The organism is Labilibaculum filiforme, from assembly GCF_002843315.1.
GTDB classification, from domain to species: Bacteria; Bacteroidota; Bacteroidia; order Bacteroidales; family Marinifilaceae; genus Labilibaculum; species Labilibaculum filiforme.
The window spans coordinates 284,893-306,957 of the sequence record NZ_MVDD01000004.1 but is presented as its reverse complement, the minus strand read 5'-3'; the positions used below and the strand labels follow the sequence as shown (position 1 = coordinate 306,957).

Here is a 22,065-nt window from a genome sequence, read left to right as displayed (position 1 = left end):
TTATTCATCGAAAATTCTTAACTTATTAAGGATGGAAAGCTGTGGCTTTTCTATTCTGCGGGTTTTATAGAGATTTTGTTTGCTTAAGACGCTCTGTTTTAGCACAAATTAATTTTTTTTCAAAAAAATACACATTTCCACTAACACTCTTTTCAAACTTAGGGGTCTCTTAATTAAATCACACAAAAGAAATGAAAAACATATTTGATATTGCAAAGCTAATTTCCAAAGAAAAGGTGGGACAGTTAACGGATGAAGAAACTCGTCAATTAACTATTTGGAAAGAAAGTGGGAGAGCAGAAGAGAGTGCATATAAAAGGGCATCCGATTATAAATGCATTCAGGAAAAGCAGGAATTTTATTCGAAGATTAATGAGGAAAAACAGTGGAGCCAAATTACAAAGCGGATACCGGAATTAGGAGAACGTCCAATTTTTAGATTGAGAAATGTGATGAAGTGGGCGGCTATATTTTTGCTTCCCTTATTGGCAACTACTTATTTGCTTAACGAAGTTTATTGGAGTCAAAATGAAGTATTGGTGGAGGCAGGTAGCCCGAAAGCCAGTTTGCAACTTGCTAATGGGAAAACCATTTATTTGGAAGATTTTCAGGGAAAGGAAATTAAAACAGGAAAAGGAAAGTTGGCAAGTAACCAAAATAATAGTTTGGTATATCAGGCCGGAGAAGCTACTGAAGATGTATTAGCATACAATAAAATTAGTACTCCAGTTCAAGGAGAATATACATTGGTTTTATCGGATGGAACCAAAGTGCAGTTAAATGCTCAAACCAGTATTGAATATCCTGTTGAGTTTGGAAAAGGAAAGAGAGAACTAAAATTGCTTGGAGGAGAAGCTTGTTTTGAAGTAGCGAAGGATGCTAAAAGGCCTTTCATTGTTCATTTAGCGAATGGTTCGGAGGTGGAAGTGTTGGGTACGGTGTTTAATGTTATGGCTTATGCCGATGAGGCCGAAATACAAACAACACTTGTAGAAGGAAAAGTGAAGTTTGCTTTTGGAGAGAAGAATGTAATTCTAGCACCAGGCGAACAGTCAGGATTAAATAGAAATACAAGTAAAATTCAGGTTCGAGAAGTAGATGCTTCGGAATTTTTAGCCTGGCGGGATGGAAAATTCCTTTTTGATAAAGAACCTTTGGGTAGCGTATTTCGAAAAGTGTCTAGATGGTATGGTGTCGAAGTAAATTGTAAGGATCAAGCATTGCTAGAAAGAAGAATATCGGGTGTAATAAACCGATACGAAAATATTGATAAGTTAATTAGTCTGATTGAGGAAGTTTCACCAGTTCAGATCGATTTAGATAAAAGAGAAATGATAGTATCTAAGAAATAACTGATAATAGAAAAAAATATCCTTTAAATGAAGGAGCTTATGAAAAAATAAAAAAAAACGGGGAACGGACCAGGTTCCCCGAAAATAAGAGTCTTACGACTCAATAAATGTAAGTTAAACCGATTGTCTAACCCAATTTCAAATTTATGAAAAAAAATTGTGTTTACGTTGGCTGTGAGAATAGATTCTCACCGCTAAGAAAAATACTACTAACCATGAAGCTAAGTGTATTTTTATTTCTGCTAGGAATTTTGAGTGTTAATGCGAATGAGATTTTTTCGCAAACATCCTTAAATTTTAGGATGGAGAAAGCTAGTGTTGAGGAAGTTCTTGAGCAAATACAACAACAGTGTAGCTACGATTTTATTTACGACTACGAGTATGTGAATGAATTGAAGGCTGTTAGCGTAGAGTTTCATGATGCTAGTCTTGATCAAGTACTTTATGAGGTGTTACGAAACACCAATTTAGATTATCGTGTTGAGGATAAAATGATTGTTCTGTTTCCTCGTGAAATTACAAAGCCTGTTAAAACAGAGTCTGTAAACTCTCCAGTTCAGAAAAAGAAAATAATTACGGGTAAGGTTACAGATAACGATGGGATTCCATTGCCAGGTGTTTCTGTTGTTGTAAAAGGCACAACTGTTGGAGCTGCTACAGATATAGATGGAAATTACTCTATTGGTTTTGAGGTAGATAAGGCTATCTTAGTTTATTCATTTGTAGGAATGATTGCTCAGGAATTTGTCTATGAAGGACAAACAGTACTTAATGTAACTCTTTTTGCTGATGCGGAACAAATGGCTGAGGTTATTGTTACAGGATACCAAACTATTTCAAAAGAAAGATCGACTGGTTCATATGCTATTGTTAAAGCAGATGATATGAGAAGTATGGAAACTAGCTTGCAAAGCAAGTTGGAAGGTTTAACTTCTGGGGTTTTAAACTCATCGTTTGGTGATGGTAATTCAATGGCAAGTTACTTACCAGACTCAGATAATGATAATCGTTTGATTATGCGTGGTATTTCTACCATGTCTGAAAATTCTTCCCCACTAGTTGTTATTGACGGTTTTCCAAGTAGTGAAGGTTTGTCAAGTGTTAATCCTAACGATATTGAGCAGATTACTTTTCTTAAGGATGCTGCTGCTGCGTCAATTTGGGGATCTCAATCTTCAAATGGTGTAATTGTTATAACAACTAAAAAAGGTACTCAGTCTAAGCCTAAAGTTTCTTATAAATTTACACATCAATACATTCCTAAATGGGATCTTGATTATTTAAATAAAGCTTCGGCAGACGAAATGATTACCTTTCTAGAAGAATCATTCGAAGGAGCTCCTGCAGCTTATATGAATTATTGGGCCCCTACTGAGTTAGGTACATTGATGCAGGACTACAAAAATGGAGTTATTACTGAAGCTGTTTATAATGCTGGTGTTGCTGAACTTAGAGCACGTGGTGATAATTATGGTCAGATTGAAGATGAGTTGCTTGAAGCTGGTGCTATTCAACAACATGACCTATCAATCCAAGGAGGAACTGAAAATATTAGTTATCGTGCAGCGATTAACTACATGAAGAAATCTGGAGGATATGTAGGAAATGAAAATGAAAAAATTAATATCAGCATGAATAACGATTTTAATATCAACAGTCGCTTAAAAGCAAGTCTGGGTATTAATTTCATGTACGAAGATGTTGATTATTCTCCTGTTTATGCAGCTGAACCTGGTTATAGTGGAAGAAGTGCAGTTGTTGATCGTATTACTCCATGGGAAATGCTTAAGAATGAGGATGGTAGTTATGCTAATCAATCTAGTGGATACCTTAGTGCACCTTTAGGATTAGGAGGTTCATATCCTCTATCACATTCTCAATCTTTATTGGATACATATGGTATAAATACGTTTAGTAACATTCTTAATGATATTGACCATTCAAAACGAGGTTATGAGTCATATATGACCAGACTTAAGGCCAGTTTTAATTATAAAATTATTGAAGGCTTAAACTTCAATGGTGGTGTTCAGTATGAAAAAGGCAGTAGAACTGATAAAAGTTACTGGGGAAAAGAGCATAGAGGAGTAGCTCAAGCTAGAACATTTTTTGCTATTGGCGGGCCTAATGGTACAATTGCTGAAGATAAAATACCAGAAGGTGCTATTCAACAAATAAATACTGGCGATAATTCTTCATATACTATTCGTGGAACTCTGAATTATACAAAAGAATTAGGTAAACATTCATTTACAGCATTAGGTGGTGGAGAAATCAGTAAACGCTATAGTGAATATTATAAGACTAGTCAATTTGGTTTAGATACCAAAACATTGATTGAGAAGCCTATGGATATAGCTTCACTTTCAGGATTTAATTTTGGAACTTTGGGTAGTTATGGTTATAGCTATTACTTTGGGAATTATGATGATTTCTTTCAGTTAACATCTACTGATGACCGTTATGCATCCTATTTTGGAAACTTTGCATATACATTCGATAATAGATATGTGTTTAATGCAAGTGGTCGTATTGATAATTTCAATTTATACGGTGGAGAATCAAGATTCAATAAAAAGCCATTATGGGCTTTAGGTGCTGGGTGGAATGTATCTAACGAAAAGTTCATGGAAGAAATTGAATGGTTAGATCATTTAAAGTTTACTTATACCTACGGTAGTAATGGTAACGTGGCAAGAGGTGCAATTCCAGAGTTGCAAATTAGCCAATCTATTGATTCCTATCATAACGGTTTGGCTGGTACTATTAGTTCACCTAAAAATGCTTCTTTAAAGTGGGAAGAAACAATTACGAACAATTTAAAACTTGATTTTGGTTTATTCAATAGTAAGTTATCAGGTTCGATTGATTTTTACCACCGAAAAAGTAAGGATGTATTATCAGGAAAGGAAATTGATCCTACTCATGGTTTGACTCGTGTTACTTTTAACAATGGTACAATTGTTAATAAAGGATTCGAATTCGAATTGGGTGGAACGGTTATGGAAAAAGGTGATTTTTACTGGGGAACAAAATTCTTATTATCGTATAATCATAACGAAGTTGTTGATATTAATACTTCAACAAGAAGTCAGTATCCTGAAGATTTACTACGTGGTTTATATTCTGCTCCTGGAAAACCTACAAATGGTTTATATAGTTTCCAGTGGGCTGGTTTAAATGAGCAAGGACATGCACAAGCAATAGACCAGAATGGAGAAGCATCAAGTAGTTATATAGATATGGAAGGTACTAGTATGCTTAAGTTTAGCGGAACAGTAGTGCCTTCATGGGTTAGTAGTTTTACCACTCAGTTTAAGTATAAAAACTATGAGTTGTCAGCCTTATTTGTTGGTAGTTTTGGAAACATCATGCGTAAGGATGTTCCTGAGATTGCTATTGACGAGGTTTATAGACCACATGCAGATATATCTAAAAGATGGAAAAAGCCAGGTGATGAAAATCATACAAACATTCCAAAAGTTGGGACTAGATATACAGAGCCTGCTTTAGCTAATTATTTATATGCTTATGCTGATATTAATGTAGTATCTGCTGACTATATCAAGCTTAGAGAAGTTAATTTTATCTACAATTTTCCTAAGAAGTTCTTATCAAGTTTATCCTTAGGATCTGCACAAGCTATGTTCCAGGTTACGAATCCACTAAAATGGACTAAAAACAAAGATGGTATCGACCCTGAAGCTATGGATATGTCTTTTGGTAAAAGACAGATGCCAATTATGACTTCTTATACTGTTGGTCTAAATATTAACTTTTAATTCTGGATAAAATGAAAAATAAAATATTTGCTATATTAATTGGTTTAACGGTTTTCTTCACTTCGTGTGAAGATTTCCTAAACGAACAACCCAAAGGGTCGTTTATTCCTACAGAAATTGAGCATTTTGAGTCTTTAATGCTTTCTACCTATACGATGCAAGGACGTTTTTCAGCTGGTTTAGTTTTAATGTCTGATCAAGTTACTGGTGATGCTGCAACCTTAGCAGCAAATGATGCTAATAACATTAGACGTTATCTATTGACTGATTTCACTGATGAAAGTTTAACTGAGAGTAATGAGTTCTGGGAATGGGGCTACGCTCGTATTTTTGTTTACAACAGTATTATTGAAGAAGCTGATAATAAAACTATTGCAGGTACAGAAGATGAATTGAATACTTTAGTTGCATTAGCGAGAGCTGCTCGTGCTTTTGATTACTTTGATTTAGTGAATGCATTTGGAAAATCTTATAATGCATCAACTTCATCTACTGATCTATCTGTACCTCTAGTTGTTTTGGCTGATGTAAATGCTCAAATACCTGATAGAGCAACAGTTAAAGCTGTATATGATTATATGGTTCAAGAACTTACTGAATCTTTACCATATCTTCCTGAAACTAGATACTATAAGACTCTTATGCCTGGTAAGGATATGGCATATGCACTTTTGTCAAGAATTTATCTATTCATGGGAGAGTATGATAAAGCAAAAGAAAATGCTGATTTAGCCTTAGGTATTAATAGTAATATTATTGATATCAATAACCCATTTCCAACTGTTATAGAGAGTCAAGAGGTTATTTATGGAAAATGGAGACATAACTTTTTGTCAAGAATAAGTTATGGTCGTTATGGAGTTGGATTTGCTGTTGCACCGGACTTCGCTAGTACTTTTGATGCAGATGATAGAAGATTAGCTGTATTGACTTCTGGAAATACCGACGGTGATGGTAACTTATACCTTGATCCAAGCGAGTCTGAATTCAATATCGGACTTTCTGTGCCAGAGTTGTATTTAAATAGAAGTGAGTGTCTTGCAAGAACTGCAGGTTCTGATGTTCAGGATATTATCGATGACATGAATACTATTCGTAGTAAACGTTATGTAACAGGTACATATGTTGATTTAACAACAACAGATATTCCTGATTTAACATCTGCATTAGCATTTGTTTTAGCTGAACGAAAAAGAGAATTGGCTTTTAGAGATATACGTTTATTCGATATGAGAAGGTTAATGGTTACTGGTGATTATACTCAAACTTTAACGAGAAGCTTTTTGGGTAAAGATTATTCAATTGCTCCTAATGCCAATAACTGGTATATGAACATTCCATTAAAGGTAATGGACTTTAACCCTTCTTGGGAACAAAGTCCTAGAGATGGAGTTTCTCTTATTAACTAATCAACTAAAATTGGTCGATTATCAATCGAGGTTTTATCTCATATTTAAATTGACCGTTTAGTTATTTATAAAATATTTCAGGTGTTTGGGGTAACACTTAAACACCTGAAAAATTATTTCTGAATGGAATTTAATTTTCTATTCTTATTACCACTCCAAAATCTGTTTTATCAAAATACAGATTTAAAAACTATAACTCTTTCTTGAAAATCAATTTGTAAGCCTGTTTGGAATCGACAAGTATTAATTACCAATAAACAATTAATGATTTAACATTATGATCAAAAAAATATTTACCTTACTCGTTATTTTAAATGTTGTGCTAATTGCACAGGCTCAGGAAAAACAAGATGTAAGCGTACTTTACGTAGGTTATAGTCCAGATAAAGAAATGCCTGCCAACACTCCTACTTCATGGACTTCAGGAGAACGTTTCGCTAAAGAATATAAAACAAGAATGCCTGCTTTTATTGATTATCTAAATCAGTATTTTGCTAAGGTGGAAAGTGTAGATTGTCGTGATTATACAGCAGATCTATCAAAGAAATTTGATGTCACCATATTCGATGAAAGAGTAAAATCAATTAAGGACAGAATATATGAGCGTGATCCAAAAACCGGAGCAACCTTAAAATACGAGCCAGCTGTATATTTACCTGCTGATTTTAATAGTCCATCGGTGTTTATTGGGCATCCTGCTGCTGATATGGGAAATCCATTAGGTTCTAAATTAGATTGGTATTGTCTATGTTTAGACCGCCATGCACACCACACCAAATTTGATCACGCCATTTTCAAAGGACCATTTAAAGTTAATCCTACCATTAAAGATCGTCCAACACCAGCTCCAATTCTAAAATCATGGGATGGTTTGGATATGCCAGCTGAAATTCCAATGTGGGAAGTGAATACGGAAGGTTATCATGATGGGAATGGTTACCGTATTGGTATGGTAGCTCGTGGTTGGGGTTTTACAGATTCGCCAGACGCAGAAGTAATCTCGAGTGGAGAATGTGACAAACAAAAGACAGCCGTAGCAATTGGTCGTCATGGAAATCATTTTTTATGGGGATTTGCAGGCTCGCCGGATTATATGACTGACGAAGCAAAGCAAGTATTTGCCAATGCTATTGTGTATACATACAAACACAAGAATGACCAATTTATTGCAAAAAAATACAATCAACGTATTGCAACAAGAGTATATATTGATGAACTAGCTTTTTATACCACAAAGAAGTCATATGACGGAACTGTTAAGTTCTATCAAGAAATGAACAAAAAGACTGCAAAAGCTCAAAAAGAACTAAAAGAAAAGCAAGCAAAAGGAGAGGAATTGTCTGAAAATGAAAAGATGACGCTTTCTATGCCTACTCAAGAACTACCAACACGCGAAGAATATTTAAAGAAACAAATAGGAAGAAATAGCTGGAGTTCAATCACAGGCTTGGATACCTTAAAAGTGAGAACATTCTTAAAGGAAAATAAGCCTTATTTCTTTTCTCAGCCTGATGGCATGTACGATTTAAGAGTTGATGAAGATGCTAAGAGCTTAGGTGTAGCCAATACTGATATTAAAATATTAGATGTTGCAATTTCTCTTTTGGAAACAGGTAAAGATGCAGAGAAAGCAAACAGATTGCTTTGGCGTTACACTATTGAAGATTTTGCTACGGCTACTGAATGGAGAACTTGGTATAACAAATACAAAAGTAAAATGTTCTTTACCGAAGCTGGTGGATATGTTTGGTTGATTAACGATGCAAATGCGAATCCTGATACTCGTCCTAGAAAAGATAAGAAAGTTGAAGATAAGAAAGAAGCTGTTGCTACTATAGAATTGGATGAACCAACACACGAAGAACCTGTAAGTGCAGGAGCAATTTTAGTGGATGGAGAAAACGAAGGTGAAAAACTTGTGGTGATTCAAACGAAAATTATGGAGGGATATCACATTTATGCCTATGTGCCAAAAGGAGAAGCTTACATTAAAACCGAACAAGGCATTGAATTGCCTGCAAATGTTGAACTAGTTGGTAAATGGAAAAAAACAGCACCAGCGCCTTATCCGGGAAAACCAGGCATCTTAATTTACAAAAATGACGATAGTTTTCAGCAAGCAATTAAGATTGGTGCTGATGTTGAAAAGGGAACAACAATTACATGTTGGTTGTACTATCAATGTTGCGATGCTTCTATTTGTTTTCCACCCAAAAAGAAAGAATTCATTTTAGAAATTTAATCGAATTAGCATATAGGAACGGCTCTTTTCATAGGAATACAAAGCGTTCCTATATGTAATTTCCACATATAGAATACATACTTTTTTCAAACACAATTTATTTATTTCATCATGAAAGTAAATTATTTTTTAGCCGTAATTGTAAGTTTCATCCTTGTTTCCTGTGGCACAAAAAAAGCGGAACAAGCTCAAAATATTAGCGTGACTATCGATGGTCATGTAACTGGATATGATAAAGAATTAACACTGTACGGAACGTTATTACAGGAAGTGATCAATCTGGATAGTAACGGCAATTTTAGTGTTCGTTACGATTCAATAAAAGAGGGAAACTACTCACTATTATTGGGATCGGAAAGTAGTTTAGATCTTTACCTGAAAAAAGGAACGAGTTTGCATCTAGATATCGATCTTGATAAGATGGAAGCCTGCGATAAAAAGGCGGTAACAATTTCTGGAGAGAATAATGATGAAACTGAATTACTTTATGCATTAATGGTGAATTCTCCAAAATTTCAGTACGACAGAGCAGCATATAAAGAAGTTTATCTGCCAGAAGTAGAAAAGAAAAATCCTCAAGAATTTGAGGCTTATCAGTTGAGTTTGTTGGAAAAAGAAAGAGCTCTTGTTAAAAAGTTTGTAGAAACAAAATCAATACAAGAAAATTTCCTAGAGGTTTATAATTTGGAACAACTGTTACGATATAATTTTACTTTCCAATTGTACGCAAGAACAGCTAAAAGAAATAACCCAGATAAAGACTGGACAATTCCTGTAAAGTTTGATGCCTATTTCAAAAATGAAATTCCTAAAAACGATTTTAACTTGTATCACAAAAGTGGTCAATATGCCATGTATGTAAGAGGAGGTTATCATGATAAAATGCGTGAGGTATTGTCGAAATATGAACGTGAGTCGATGGATTACTTTAAAACAAATTTAGCCTGCTTAGACACTTGTTCGTTTCCTGCTTTAATCAAAGAGGATATGTATAATGGTTTTGTTATTAGTTATATGAGAGCTAATGATGATGCTATAAAAACCTATTTGAATGGAGTTATTTATGACAAAGTAAAAGATAAAGAAAGACTAAAAAGTTTTGAAGAATATAAAGCAGGACAAAATGCTTATGCCGATGGCAAACCTGCTCCTCAATTTACTTTAACCGATATTAATGGAAATGAAGTTTCCTTATCAGATTTTAAAGGAAAGATGGTAATGATGGATTGTTGGGCAACGTGGTGTGGACCTTGTGTTGCGGGCTTGCCAAAATTCAACTTGTTGAAAGAAAAGTATGCGGGAAAGAATATCGTATTTCTGGGCATTTCGGTTGACGAAGATGTGGAATTATGGAAGAGAAAAGTGAATGAGAATAAAGGTGGTGTGCTTACTGGAATTCAATTGAATACTTCTATTAACAAGAACACATTCAAAAAAGATTTAATGGTTCAAGGCATTCCACGTTACATTTTAATTGGAGCCGATGGGCTTTTAATTAGTAGAGAGTCGCCACGTCCAGGTACTGAAGAATTGTATCAATTGATTAATGAAAACTTATAGTCAGCTATGAAGAAAATACTTATTTCGCTATTAGTTGTACTATATACTAGTTCAGCTTTTGCTCAAGGAATTGAATTTGAGCACATTACTTTCGATGAAGCATTAGCTAAAGCAAAAACTGAAAATAAACTGGTTTTTCTGGATTGCTACACAGCATGGTGTGGGCCTTGTAAATGGCTAGCCAAAACCATTTTCCCTATAAAGGAAGTTGGTGATTATTTCAATAAAAATTTTGTGAACATCAAAATGGATATGGAAAAAGGCGAGGGGCCAAGGGTACAGAAGATGTATTCTCAAATTAATTCGTATCCTACTCTGTTATTTATTAATAGCAATGGGGCAGTTGTGCATGCCATTAAGGCTGCCTCCGATGCTTCATCTTTGATAGAAGAAGCAAAGAAAGCGCTTGATCCATCGAAAAGAATTGATGTTATGGAGGCCAAATATGAAAGTGGGGAAAGAGCTTCTGGTTTCATGCTTAATTACCTAGTGGCTATTGCAAATCAAGGGAATAAAGAGAAGTTCGAGCGTTTAGGAAATGAATATCTGTCAAATTTATCAAACGAAGATTTAATTGATAAAACTAATTTCGAAATTTTAAGAATGCTTGATTTTGAATATGAAGGTTCGCGATGTCTTTTTGTTAAAAATCACAAGGAAGAATTTGTAAAAGTAAGTAGTATAAAAGAAGTCGATCAGTATTTGTTTTATGCACATACCACTTATGTTGGCAAATTAATGAGTAAGCGGGAGGTCACATTCGAAGCTTTAGATGAGGCATTGAAGAACTATCTATCTGAATTTAGTTCGCGTGGAGAAGGTATTGCAAGAATGGGATATAAGGAGTATTATTTGCGTCATAAAATGTTTGATGCCTATTTTAACCTGACCAATAAGTACATCGCTAATGATTTTGCAATAAGTAATGAGGAAGGTGTGTATTGTATTATTTCTTCGGTTTATGGTATTGCTTTAGATTCGGAGAGTAAAGATATTGAAGGCGCGGATGAATGGGTGATTTCAAATTGTGAGAGAGCCATAAAACTATCTCCAGATACAGCTGAACCTTATCTCTTTTTAGCTTCTGTTTACAAAAGACAAAATAAAAAGGAATTGGCTGTTGAGAAGGTGAATATTTATCTCGATAAAATGAAAGTTTTGGGAATGGAATTAAAGCATGATAAGCTTGAAATTGTTGAGGCTATTAAAGCAATGTAGTGATATGATTTCCGTATCAGTAATAAATATTTTTAAAAGAATTTTTAATGATTTGTAACATGAAACGAAATAGTAATATTCAAAAATTAATTTTCTTTTTTATCAGTCTTGTTTTCTTAGGCTGTACAGAAAAACAAACTGTAAATTATGCGATAGTTTCGGGTACATTAATAAATGCAAATGAGGATGAAGTAAAGCTTGCTTCAATTTTCACCAGTATAAGTATCGATACAGTTCCAGCTATTACGCATGTACTAAAACTTGATGGAAAAGGAAGTTTTATCGACACCTTGTACATTGATGGGAAACGTGTTTTTTCTTTAGGTCAAGCTAAAAGTCAGCTTGCATTTACAATAAAACCAGGACAGCATTTGCAGTTGACTTCTGATTTTTTAGATGTTCAAAACACAACAGTATTTACTGGTGATGCATCTGATGTAAATAATTATTTGTTTAAAAAGGTACAAATAGACAATAGAATAAATAATATTTACCGTGATGAAAAAGGTGATGATGTTGCTTCTTTCATAAAAAAGCAAGAAGCTTATAAGGGTGAATATATGCAGTTACTTGCATCAAGTACTGGTTTAACAGATGCATTTATTTCCAATGAAAAAAAGGATATTCAATACACTAAGGTTCGTTCTTATATTGCCTATGCTCAGGGCTATAGATATATAAATGGGGAAGATGCTCCAGAAATACCATCAGATTTTTTCGATGTGGTTTCAGAAACCAATATGCAAGATTATAGTGAATTTAAACGATCTGTTCTGTATCAGTTTTTGTTGAGAGGATATTACGCTTATGAGTATACAAAACTGGTTGGTAATATTTGGGAGGCGGATCCGCTTGAAAAGCTAAAAATGCTAAGCAAAATGATTACTGACAAAAGCATTTTGGAAGAATTGTTCATCATGAATGCTAGATATGATATTACAAGAACACCAAATTTGCAAGCTTATTATGATTTCTTTAATGCTAATGTTTCGAATCAAGTTTATAAAGATGCTGTTCGAGAAACATACGATGGTTTAATGGCAACTAAGCCTGGTCAAAAATCTCCTGAGTTTGTGAATTATCAGAATAGTAAAGGAGGAACGACTTCCTTATCTGATTTTAGAGGAAAGTATGTTTATATCGATGTATGGGCAACTTGGTGTGGACCATGTAGAGGCGAAATTCCTTATTTACAAAAGGTAGAAGAGCAATATCATGGAAATGAAAATATTGTTTTTGTGAGCCTATCTGTTGATGAGCTTATAAATTTAAGCAAGTGGCAAACATTTGTTAAAGAAAAAGAGCTGGGTGGTGTGCAACTAATTGCTGACAAAGCCCTCGATTCGGAATTTGTTAAGAAGTATCAGATTATGGGGATTCCTCAGTTTATTTTAATTGGTCCTGAAGGAAAAATTGTAACACCTGATGCGCCAAGACCATCAAATCCCGAATTGATTAACTTGTTTAATAAGTGTGGAATTTAAACGAAATAAAAGACTTACAAAGATGAAAGACACAAAATTAAGGTTTCTACTTATGTTCTGCATGAGTATTACAATACTACTAAGTTCTTGCCAGCAGAAAGAAAAATTTGATGGCTATACCATTAAAGGATCCGTTAAGGGATTAGATTCTGGTATGCTTAAAATAGTTGAACTAAATTATACAGATAGAGATGCGAAACCTGTTGTTATAGATAGTGCGCAAATTAAAAATGGCCAATTTGAGTTGAAAGGAAAGATTGCTTATGCGGATCAGCATAGTGTAAGAATAGGCTCAGAATTTTATACCGATTTTATTCTGGAGAATTGTGCAATGACATTGGATTTAGATGTTACTAAGAAGCAGGATGGTATGAATAGTATTTATACTAAAGTGACTGGTTCTAAGCTAAATGATTTATTAAATAAGCATCAATTTGAAGAGGACAGTCTTTTTAATCAGGAAAAGTATGCTGTATTTACGGGTTTGCGTGCCGAAATGATAAAAGTTTATCAATCTAAAGATGAAGAATTGATTCAAAAGTACAGAGAACGTTTTTCTAAGTATGAAGACTTAAGTAATGAACGTTATGCTGAAAGAAAAAAATCGAAGATAGACTTCATAAAAGAGCATCCAAACTCTGCTATTGCACCATATGTGCTAAGTTTTCAGTTTAGCGAAGGCAGAATGTCTAAAGAGGAAATGAAAGAGATTTATCCAATTTTTGGTGGGGAAGCCAAGCATACTTCCATGTATGAATATTATACAAAAACGTACGATGAGATTTTTAATCGTTTAGCCGAAGGAGCAACTGCTCCCGATTTTACTTTGCCAACAAATACAGGAGGAACTCTTACTTTATCGGAAGTAAAAGGGAAGTATATTTTTGTTGATTTTTGGGCATCCTGGTGTGGACCTTGTCGTGCATCATTCCCTCATTTAAAGGAAGTTTACGCAAAATATCACAAAGATGGCTTCGAAGTGGTTGCCGTTGGTGCCGCCGATGTGGAATCAAAATGGTTGAAGGCAATTGAAAAAGATCAAACAGTTTGGAATCATGTTTTTGATGATGGAGGCGGAGACCATCAGTATGGTAAAGTTTCTAAGTTATATGCAGTGCCATTTTTACCAACAACCTTCTTATTAGATGAAAAAGGAGTTATTCTTGGTCGTCAGTTAAGAGGCGAGTCTTTGGATAAAAAGATGGAAGAATTGTACGGATATTAATCAGTAATAATAAAATGCCTAACCAATTATTATAGATAAAGAGATGAAAAATATACTTAAAGTAACGCTAGGGTTAATTTTGATGTTGTCTTTTACAACAACAAAAGGAAACCTAAAAGCAGTAGTACAGAATGACAAATCTGATTTGAAAATTTTGTATGTAGGTACAAATCCTGATAAGCCATTATCTAAAAGAGATAAAGCTTATGCGGTTGATACAGTACGAGTAATTGAGATGCAAAAAGCACGAACTCCTGATTTTGAAGCATTTTTAAATCAGTATTTCAATACCGTTAAAGTTGTTTACGGGGAAGATTTTAAAGAGGAAATGTCTGCATCTTATGATGTAACGATTATTGATACTTATTTAAAAGCATTTGCAGGAGGTCGTTCAACCGATCCGGAAACGGGGAAAATGGTTTACGAAAGACAGCGATTTTTAACAGAGAAGTATGATGCTGCAACCATAATGATTGGAGAACCATCTGCTTATATTGGGGAGGGACGTGAGTTAAATATTGATCATTTATGCCTTTGTTTGGATGCTCATGCGCTTGGAATGAAAGAAGAGCATCCAATTTTTAATAAGCCCTTTAAAGTAGACATGTCAAGAGAAGATGTAAAGCTTACTGGGAATTATCATGCACGATATAGTGGTCGCGATTTAGGGGAAAGTATGCCAATGTGGCGAATTCAAACCGAAGGTTATCGCGACGAAAAAGGATTCCCTGTAGGTTTGGTTTCTAGTGAATTTGGTTTCGATAATGAAATCGATTCCGAATGGATTTCTAGTGGAACATGTGATAAAGGAATTAATTCTACTGCTATTGGTCGTCATGCGAATTTCTTTCATTGGGGATTTGCGGCAGCACCAGAGTATTTAACGGAGAGTGCCAAATTAGCTTTTATCAATGCGGTTTATTATATCGCCCCATTTAAGGGAGCTAAGCAGATTACTAGTAAAGTGAAAGGAACAATGACACGTGCCTTACTAAGAGAACAACAGTGGACTGTTTCCGATCAAGGATCAGCAGCATGGTTAAATTATATCGAAGAAGGAGCAGTAAAACAAAGAGAAAATAAAAAGAAATTACAAGCGAAAAAAGATGAAGGTAAAGATTTGTCTGAGTTTGAAGAAATGATGTTGCAAACACCAGATAGAAAAGAAACACGTGTTTGGACCATTCGTCATGAACCTCAAGAGTTGAAGGATCAATATGGTGAGAACTGGGCTGCTTATGAGAAGTACTACATTGATAATATGGATTATTTCTATCCTATTGGATATTATGACACTAAAGTGGATGAAGATGCCAAATCTTTAGGAATTCCTAACAGCGATATCAAACTACTTGCTACGGCTGTAAAAATGTTGAATAATGGAGATCGTTCCGATATGGCTATGGAACTTTTAATCAGATACACAAAAGAGTCATTCAAGACTGCTGAAGAATGGGCAAAATGGTTCAAAACCAATAAGAAGAAGCTTTATTTCTCAGAGGGTGATGGTTACAAGTTCATTGTGTTGCCCTAATGTAAAGACATCAGATTATTCTTTTTAAATTATTAAAAAATGAAAGCATATTATATTTTGATACTTGCGTCGCTTATGGCGTTGGTATCTTGTAACTCGAATAAAACGAGTAATACAAAATCGAACAAAGTTGTAATAGAAGGTACAGTTGTTGGCCACGATGAAGCAATTGGTTTATGGGGTAAAGAGCTAAATGAGCAAATTGCTGTTGATGCTAACGGACACTTTAAATTGGAGAGTGAAGAAATACCTTCTGGAAAGTACGATCTTACTTTTGGAGGTATGAATTCTATAGAAATCTACCTTAAAGCAGGTGCTATTTTGAAGCTCACTGTTGATAAAAATAAGATGATTGCATTGGATAAAAATGCAATTTCTGTATCAGGAGAAAATATTGAAGAATCTATTTTGTTGCATGAGTTAGATCAGCAAAAAGCACTTTACCAGTATAATTCCTGGGCAGATTATAAGGAGCAGAATTACCCTAAAGTTTATGGGAAATTACCTGCTGATTTTATTGCAGATCAAGAAAGTGAATTGGAGAAAATCGTTGCTTTTATCGATCAGTTTGCTAAAAAGCATACTTCTATTGATAAGGAATTTGTGAAGCACTTAAAATTAACAAAAATGCTTGATTTAAATTCAACTATTAATCTATATGGTAGAATTGCTCCAGATTATTTTCCAAACACTAAAATTGAAGTGCCTGAAAACTTTAGTAATTATTTTGCAGATAGAATTCCTCAGAACGACTTTGTGCTTTACGAGAAACTTCCTGAATATGCTGACTATGTGCGAGATGGGTATTACATGCAAATGGAAGATGCCCTTTCTAATCATGAGCGTGAATCATTACCATACTATAAGGCAAAACTGAATTTTCTGGATACTTGCGATTTTCCTGAAGTCATTAAAACATCTATGTACAATGGCCTAACCATTGGCTACATGAGAACTCGTGATGCAGATGTGAGAGCCTATTTGGATAGTGTTATTTATGTGAAAGTTAAGGATACAGAATCATTAGCAAGGTACGAGAAGTTTAAAGAAGGAGAAGCAACTTATAAAGATGGAGATATGGCTCCACAGTTTACCTTACAGGATATCAACGGTAAGGATGTTTCTTTATCCGATTTTAAAGGCAAAATGCTAATGATGGATTGTTGGGCAACCTGGTGTGCGCCTTGCATTAAAGGATTGCCAAAATTCAACAAGCTAAAGGAAAAATATGCAGGGAAAAATATTGTATTTATTGCCATTTCGGTTGATGAAAATGTAGATGCTTGGAAGAAAAAAGTACTTGCTAATAAGGACAATCTTTTTACAGGTATTCAGCTAAACACTACTCAAAACGAAAATACTTTTAAAAAGGATTTAATGGTACAAGGTATTCCTCGTTATATACTAATTGGAGCTGATGGTCGATTAATTAGAAGAGAGGCTCCAAGCCCTGAAACTCAAGAGCTTTATGAATTAATTGATAATAATCTTAAATAATAAATTCGAAATAAGCAATGATGAATTATATAAGAAAAACGAACTTTCTTGTCTTCTGTATCGGTGTAATCTTTGCATTAAGTTCTTGTCAGCAAAAAGAAAAACACGATGGCTATATGCTAAAAGGCACTGTTAAAGGACTTAATAGTGGCTGGGTAAAATTGGCGGAAAGCAGTGGAATATCAGATAAGACGATTGTATTGGACAGCGCAGAGATACAAAACGGTGTTTTTGAGTTCAAGGGAAAATTAGAAAGCCCCGATATGTTTAACTTGATTATTAATGACATAAGCGGAAGGGTTTTTCTTGAAAATAGTGAAATAAATATCGATATAGACTGGTCGGCAATAACTCCGGAAGATTGGCAGTTTACTCCTGAAGTATCAGGTTCGAACGTACACAAGGAATATTATGACGTGGAGGCAAAACTTAATGCTGTGTACAATTCTGAAAAATATACTCCAATAGAAGAATACAGAAAAATTCTTGAAAAAGCCAGAAAAAGCAAAGACTCAAAAATGATGGAAGATGCTATGGCTCTTCAAAAAAAGCTATGGCCATTAATAGAAGAGCAAGGGCGAGAATACACTCAGATTAGACATGATTTTGCAAGGGAAAATCCAGATTCTCCAATAGCAGTTCATGTATTAGGCTATCAATTTTCCGAAGGTAGAATGAGTAAAGAACAATTAAAGGAGTTTTATACGCTTTTTAAAGGCGATGCAAAAAAAACCTCTTTTTATAGGAACTTTATGACCAAGGTGTATAAGGATGTGTTCGAAAATTTGGGAGTAGGCAATACTGCCCCAGATTTTACGCTGGAAACTGTGGATTGCGATGAGCTTACTTTGTCCGAAGTACAAGGAAAGTATCGATTGGTTGATTTTTGGGCGAGTTGGTGTGGCCCTTGCAGAGCATCATTTCCTCATTTAAAGGAATTAAGGAAAAAATACGGAAAGGACGGTTTTGAGATCATAGGAGTTGGTACCGCAGATACGGAAGATAAGTGGCGAAAAGCCATTCAGGAAGATCAAACACCATGGATACATGTTTTTGATGTTCATACAACAAAGAGTTATGGGCCTGTTGCTCAGTCGTATGCTGTGCCACATCTTCCTACTACTTTTTTAATTGATAGTGAAAGAAAAATTTTGCTTAGAAATTCTACTAAGGAAGAGTTGGATGCAAAATTGAAAGAATTATTTGGTCGTTAAATAAAACAAATAGATAAAAGATGAAAAAAATAATGATGTTGTGCTTGGTTGCACTAGTAGTTTTGCAAGCACAAGCGCAAGAATACAAAATATCAGGAACCATTAAAGGTTTGGATCAACTTAATGGAAACATTTTTATAGAAGATGAAAATGCTGAACGTGGTTTCAGGATCGATTCTGTAAGATTTGATAAAGGAGCATTTAGTTATACGGGAGTTATTAATGAACCTACAGTTGTTACCATGTCATTCAGGTCATTGCTTAAAATGGCAGGTCGTGGTTATATTCCAACTAAATGTGTTTTGCTGTCTTATGTAGCTTTCCCAGGAGCAGATATTAAAGTAAACGGAGAAGCTAAAGATTTTTGTGATGCATATCCTTCGGGAGATGCAGAAAATGAGATTTTGGCTAAGTTTTATTCACAAACGTCTCCTTTAACTAATGAGGCTGTGAATATCATGCTGAAACACGCAAAAGATACAACATTGAGTGCTGAGCTTAAAAAAGCAGATGAAAAAAGAGGTGATGAGCTAAATAGTAAAATCGAAAAGCTTAGAGTTGATTTCTTGGCTAAACATGCATCTTCAATTGCAGGTCTTTGGTTAATGGAAGATATGATCATCCGTTCTCAAATTGAAATGTCACAAGTAGCCGAATTAATGGAAAAGGTTGATGCTGATAAGTATAAAGATCTATCTTACTATAAAACTTTAGCCAGCAGAGTAAAAGGCTATAAGGAAACAGGTATTGGCATGAAGGCTCCTGCAATTGCAGGCATGAACACACAAGACGGTAAGGATTTTGATTTAAAAATGTTACATGGAAAATATGTGATTATCGACTTTTGGGGAACTTGGTGTGGAGCTTGTTTAGCTGGTGTACCTGAAATGAAAAAATTTAGAGATGCACATGCTGATAGATTACAAATTGTGGGAGTTGCCAAAGATGATAATTTAGAGAAAGTTCAGAAGTGTATGGAGAAAAAAGAAATGAACTGGCCTAATATTTTGGTAGGTAAAGATGATCAAGATTTTGTAGCGAAATACAATGTACAAGGTTACCCAACAAAAATTTTATTGGATAGAAGCGGGAAAATCTTACTTCGTTCTGTTGGTGAAGGAGAGGAGTTTTATCAGGAGGTTGAAAAATTGATTCAATAATAATTTTAATTTGTAAGAGTTGAGTCAATTATATTTAAGAGCCTTTCAATTTAGGGGCTACTGAAAGATCTCCTACTTTTATAGGATGATATAAAAATATAAGGATGCAATATGAGTAATTAAGCTCAATTATTGTATCCTTTTTTATTTCATTCCCTTAATGGTCATTATTTCAATCCAAAAGTTGTCCATTTTCCTAATTTATATGTTCATTTTTGTTCTGATAATTAGAGTGCAAATTGACTAATTAGACAAGCTCCTTTACTTGTTTTGTTGAATCTATTTTTCAAATTTTAAAATAGATAAGTGTGGCAAAAATGAGGAAGATAAGATGAAAATGTCTTTTTAATGATCACCAATTGAGTCTTTAAAAATAGTTGTGACGAAAGCTAAATCAAAAAAGTAAGTTTGAGATTTTTACCATCTAAATAAGATTGTTTTATTTGGAATAAAGAAGTGAACAAGTATAGGAGTTTGTTTAATTGGAAAGAGAATTTAGACTTGGAAAGACCAAAAAAATAATATTATTTTGTTTTAAAATCTCCGACAATGACCCGCAGTTCAGACAAAATTATTATTCTTGATAATAGCGAAACATTAAGCTACAATTCATTATTTAATGAAATGTATGCCGGACTTTGTTTGTTTTCTGAACGATTTTTGATGATTTCGAGCGAAGGAGAAGATTTGGTGCAAGAGGTATTTGTGAAATTGTGGGATAAATTTGATGATTTTGACTCCTTAAATGCGATTAAAGCATATTTGTATCAGGCAACCAGAAATGCTTGTTTAAATTCCATCCGTCACGAAAAGGTAAAACGAAAATACGAAGCCGAACAAGTACATCAAGTCGAATCGGAAACCTATTTTTTAAAGCAGGTAGTAGAAGAAGAGACTAGTCGTATTATTGCCACCTCTATTGACGAGCTTCCTCCGCAGTGCAAAAAGATTTTACAACTAAGCATGCAGGGCTTAAAAAATCAAGAAATTGCCGATGATCTTGGTATTTCGGTTAATTCTGTAAAAACACAAAAAGGGATTGCCTACAAAACACTTCGTAGTAAACTACAAAACATCTTTGATATCGTGATGCATATCATGTGGATGTAAATTTTCGTATCTTTTTCTTAGTTTCTCTTCACCCACTTTTTTAAACTGGGTGTTTCATCTATACAAGAAGAAGAAATGAAGAACACACAAGAATACATTAGATTATCGCAACTACTTGCAAAACAGCTAACTGGTGAATTGTCATCCATAGAGTTAGAGCAAATCACCCTTCTCGAAAAGGAAGAGGATAAAAAAGATATTCTGAACTCAGTTAGAGAAAAAGGAATTGATTTTGATCGTTTGGAGAGGTATCAATCTTTTAATTTAGAAGAAGCTCGTAAGAAAGTAGATTGGAAGATTCGCTTTGTAGAAAAAAGCAAAAAAAGTAGTTTGATAAAAATGCTTCGTTACGCTGCTGTTTTGGCATTGCCATTGGCTTTAGCAGTTTACATGCTATACGTAGCCGATACTACTCCGTCGAATAAGCTTGAACAAGTTTCTGTTGAAATTCAACCTGGAGAAACAAAGGCTCAGTTGTATCTTTCTGATGGTAGAATTGTTGATTTAGAGAATCAGGAAAATAAATTAATACAAGAAACCAACGGAGCTGTAATCGAGAAAGATTTAGTGGGGTTAAATTATCAGAAACAACACCAAACAAATAACTCGTTAAAAGAAGTCGAAAACGTAGTGGTTACACCTGTTGGGGGCGAATATCAACTAACATTATCCGACGGAACAAAAGTTTGGATGAATGCAATGTCGGAGATTCGTTATCCAGTTCAATTTTCAGGAACTACTAGAAAAGTGAAAATAGTAGGAGAGGTTTATTTTGAGGTAGCAAAAAATGCAGGTAAACCTTTTATTGTTGATGTAAACGATGTGGAAATAAAGGTGTTAGGAACACAGTTTAATGTTTCGGCTTATCCCGATGACAGAAGCATACAAACAACTCTTGTGGAAGGAGCAATCCGATTAAAGTCTAAAGAGCTATCCGGAATACTAACTTCGGTTGATTTGAGCCCCGGAATACAGGCGAATTACGATCACTTTTCGAAACATTTAGACACTCAGGTGGTTGATGTTGATAGAGTTACTGCTTGGAAGAATGGAAAGTTTGTTTTCGAAAAAGAAAGTTTAAACGATATCATGAGAAAATTAGAACGCTGGTACGATATAAAAGTGTTCTTTCAAAGCAATGAGTTGAAAAATAAACGATTTAGTGCCAGAATTGATCGATACGGCAATATCAATGATGTTCTTGAAAAAATGCAGCAAACAACTAATATCCGTTTTGATATAAAAAACAATATTATTCAAATAAAGAAGAATTAAATC

The 22,065-nt window shown here is 34.5% G+C and carries 14 protein-coding genes; all 14 read left to right on the top strand.

Features of this window, described 5'->3' with window-relative positions:
• The first annotated feature begins 191 nt into the window (after window positions 1-191).
• The 14 genes from BZG02_RS07995 (at window position 192) to BZG02_RS07930 (ending at window position 22,062) form a co-directional block, all read left to right on the top strand.
• Window positions 192-1,352 carry a FecR family protein gene (locus tag BZG02_RS07995; protein ID WP_101260890.1) on the top strand — a complete coding sequence of 387 codons (1,161 nt, stop codon included), beginning with the start codon at window positions 192-194 and terminating at the stop codon, window positions 1,350-1,352.
• 146 nt (window positions 1,353-1,498) lie between these two features.
• Window positions 1,499-5,134: a SusC/RagA family TonB-linked outer membrane protein gene (locus BZG02_RS07990; protein WP_101260889.1), complete on the top strand. Its 3,636-nt coding sequence runs from the start codon at window positions 1,499-1,501 to the stop codon at window positions 5,132-5,134.
• A gap of 11 nt (window positions 5,135-5,145) precedes the next feature.
• The gene (locus BZG02_RS07985; protein WP_101260888.1) at window positions 5,146-6,543 is read left to right on the top strand and encodes a RagB/SusD family nutrient uptake outer membrane protein; all 1,398 of its coding nucleotides are present in this window, start codon (window positions 5,146-5,148) and stop codon (window positions 6,541-6,543) included.
• 277 nt (window positions 6,544-6,820) lie between these two features.
• Window positions 6,821-8,785, top strand: a complete 1,965-nt coding sequence (locus tag BZG02_RS07980) for a protein-disulfide reductase DsbD domain-containing protein (protein WP_101260887.1) — start codon at window positions 6,821-6,823, stop codon at window positions 8,783-8,785.
• Between the two features lie 111 nt (window positions 8,786-8,896).
• Window positions 8,897-10,345, top strand: a complete 1,449-nt coding sequence (locus BZG02_RS07975) for a TlpA family protein disulfide reductase (RefSeq protein WP_101260886.1) — start codon at window positions 8,897-8,899, stop codon at window positions 10,343-10,345.
• Window positions 10,346-10,351: 6 nt separating this feature from the next.
• Entirely contained in the window at window positions 10,352-11,563 is a 1,212-nt protein-coding gene (locus tag BZG02_RS07970; protein ID WP_101260885.1) for a thioredoxin family protein, read from the top strand.
• Between the two features lie 59 nt (window positions 11,564-11,622).
• Entirely contained in the window at window positions 11,623-13,047 is a 1,425-nt protein-coding gene (locus tag BZG02_RS07965) for a TlpA family protein disulfide reductase (protein WP_180335667.1), read from the top strand.
• A 22-nt stretch (window positions 13,048-13,069) separates the two neighbouring features.
• Window positions 13,070-14,272 (top strand): AhpC/TSA family protein, encoded by a 1,203-nt coding sequence (locus BZG02_RS07960; RefSeq protein WP_101260883.1) that lies wholly within the window; start codon window positions 13,070-13,072, stop codon window positions 14,270-14,272.
• 43 nt (window positions 14,273-14,315) lie between these two features.
• Entirely contained in the window at window positions 14,316-15,806 is a 1,491-nt protein-coding gene (locus tag BZG02_RS07955) for a hypothetical protein (protein ID WP_143470437.1), read from the top strand.
• 39 nt (window positions 15,807-15,845) lie between these two features.
• Window positions 15,846-17,303: a TlpA family protein disulfide reductase gene (locus BZG02_RS07950; RefSeq protein ID WP_101260881.1), complete on the top strand. Its 1,458-nt coding sequence runs from the start codon at window positions 15,846-15,848 to the stop codon at window positions 17,301-17,303.
• Between the two features lie 20 nt (window positions 17,304-17,323).
• Window positions 17,324-18,517: a TlpA disulfide reductase family protein gene (locus BZG02_RS07945; protein ID WP_180335666.1), complete on the top strand. Its 1,194-nt coding sequence runs from the start codon at window positions 17,324-17,326 to the stop codon at window positions 18,515-18,517.
• A gap of 20 nt (window positions 18,518-18,537) precedes the next feature.
• Window positions 18,538-19,677 (top strand): TlpA disulfide reductase family protein, encoded by a 1,140-nt coding sequence (locus tag BZG02_RS07940; protein WP_101260879.1) that lies wholly within the window; start codon window positions 18,538-18,540, stop codon window positions 19,675-19,677.
• A gap of 549 nt (window positions 19,678-20,226) precedes the next feature.
• Window positions 20,227-20,787 carry an RNA polymerase sigma-70 factor gene (locus BZG02_RS07935; RefSeq protein WP_101260878.1) on the top strand — a complete coding sequence of 187 codons (561 nt, stop codon included), beginning with the start codon at window positions 20,227-20,229 and terminating at the stop codon, window positions 20,785-20,787.
• Between the two features lie 75 nt (window positions 20,788-20,862).
• Window positions 20,863-22,062, top strand: coding sequence for a FecR family protein (locus tag BZG02_RS07930; protein WP_101260877.1), 1,200 nt, complete (start codon window positions 20,863-20,865; stop codon window positions 22,060-22,062).
• Window positions 22,063-22,065 lie beyond the last annotated feature (3 nt).

What these genes read in the sequence shown, in the direction of transcription:
- BZG02_RS07995 (WP_101260890.1), top strand. Translation starts at nt 192, where the DNA reads ATGAAAAACATATTTGATATTGCAAAGCTAATTTCCAAAGAAAAGGTG.
- BZG02_RS07990 (WP_101260889.1), top strand. Translation starts at nt 1,499, where the DNA reads ATGAAAAAAAATTGTGTTTACGTTGGCTGTGAGAATAGATTCTCACCG.
- BZG02_RS07985 (WP_101260888.1), top strand. Translation starts at nt 5,146, where the DNA reads ATGAAAAATAAAATATTTGCTATATTAATTGGTTTAACGGTTTTCTTC.
- BZG02_RS07980 (WP_101260887.1), top strand. Translation starts at nt 6,821, where the DNA reads ATGATCAAAAAAATATTTACCTTACTCGTTATTTTAAATGTTGTGCTA.
- BZG02_RS07975 (WP_101260886.1), top strand. Translation starts at nt 8,897, where the DNA reads ATGAAAGTAAATTATTTTTTAGCCGTAATTGTAAGTTTCATCCTTGTT.
- BZG02_RS07970 (WP_101260885.1), top strand. Translation starts at nt 10,352, where the DNA reads ATGAAGAAAATACTTATTTCGCTATTAGTTGTACTATATACTAGTTCA.
- BZG02_RS07965 (WP_180335667.1), top strand. Translation starts at nt 11,623, where the DNA reads ATGAAACGAAATAGTAATATTCAAAAATTAATTTTCTTTTTTATCAGT.
- BZG02_RS07960 (WP_101260883.1), top strand. Translation starts at nt 13,070, where the DNA reads ATGAAAGACACAAAATTAAGGTTTCTACTTATGTTCTGCATGAGTATT.
- BZG02_RS07955 (WP_143470437.1), top strand. Translation starts at nt 14,316, where the DNA reads ATGAAAAATATACTTAAAGTAACGCTAGGGTTAATTTTGATGTTGTCT.
- BZG02_RS07950 (WP_101260881.1), top strand. Translation starts at nt 15,846, where the DNA reads ATGAAAGCATATTATATTTTGATACTTGCGTCGCTTATGGCGTTGGTA.
- BZG02_RS07945 (WP_180335666.1), top strand. Translation starts at nt 17,324, where the DNA reads ATGAATTATATAAGAAAAACGAACTTTCTTGTCTTCTGTATCGGTGTA.
- BZG02_RS07940 (WP_101260879.1), top strand. Translation starts at nt 18,538, where the DNA reads ATGAAAAAAATAATGATGTTGTGCTTGGTTGCACTAGTAGTTTTGCAA.
- BZG02_RS07935 (WP_101260878.1), top strand. Translation starts at nt 20,227, where the DNA reads ATGACCCGCAGTTCAGACAAAATTATTATTCTTGATAATAGCGAAACA.
- BZG02_RS07930 (WP_101260877.1), top strand. Translation starts at nt 20,863, where the DNA reads ATGAAGAACACACAAGAATACATTAGATTATCGCAACTACTTGCAAAA.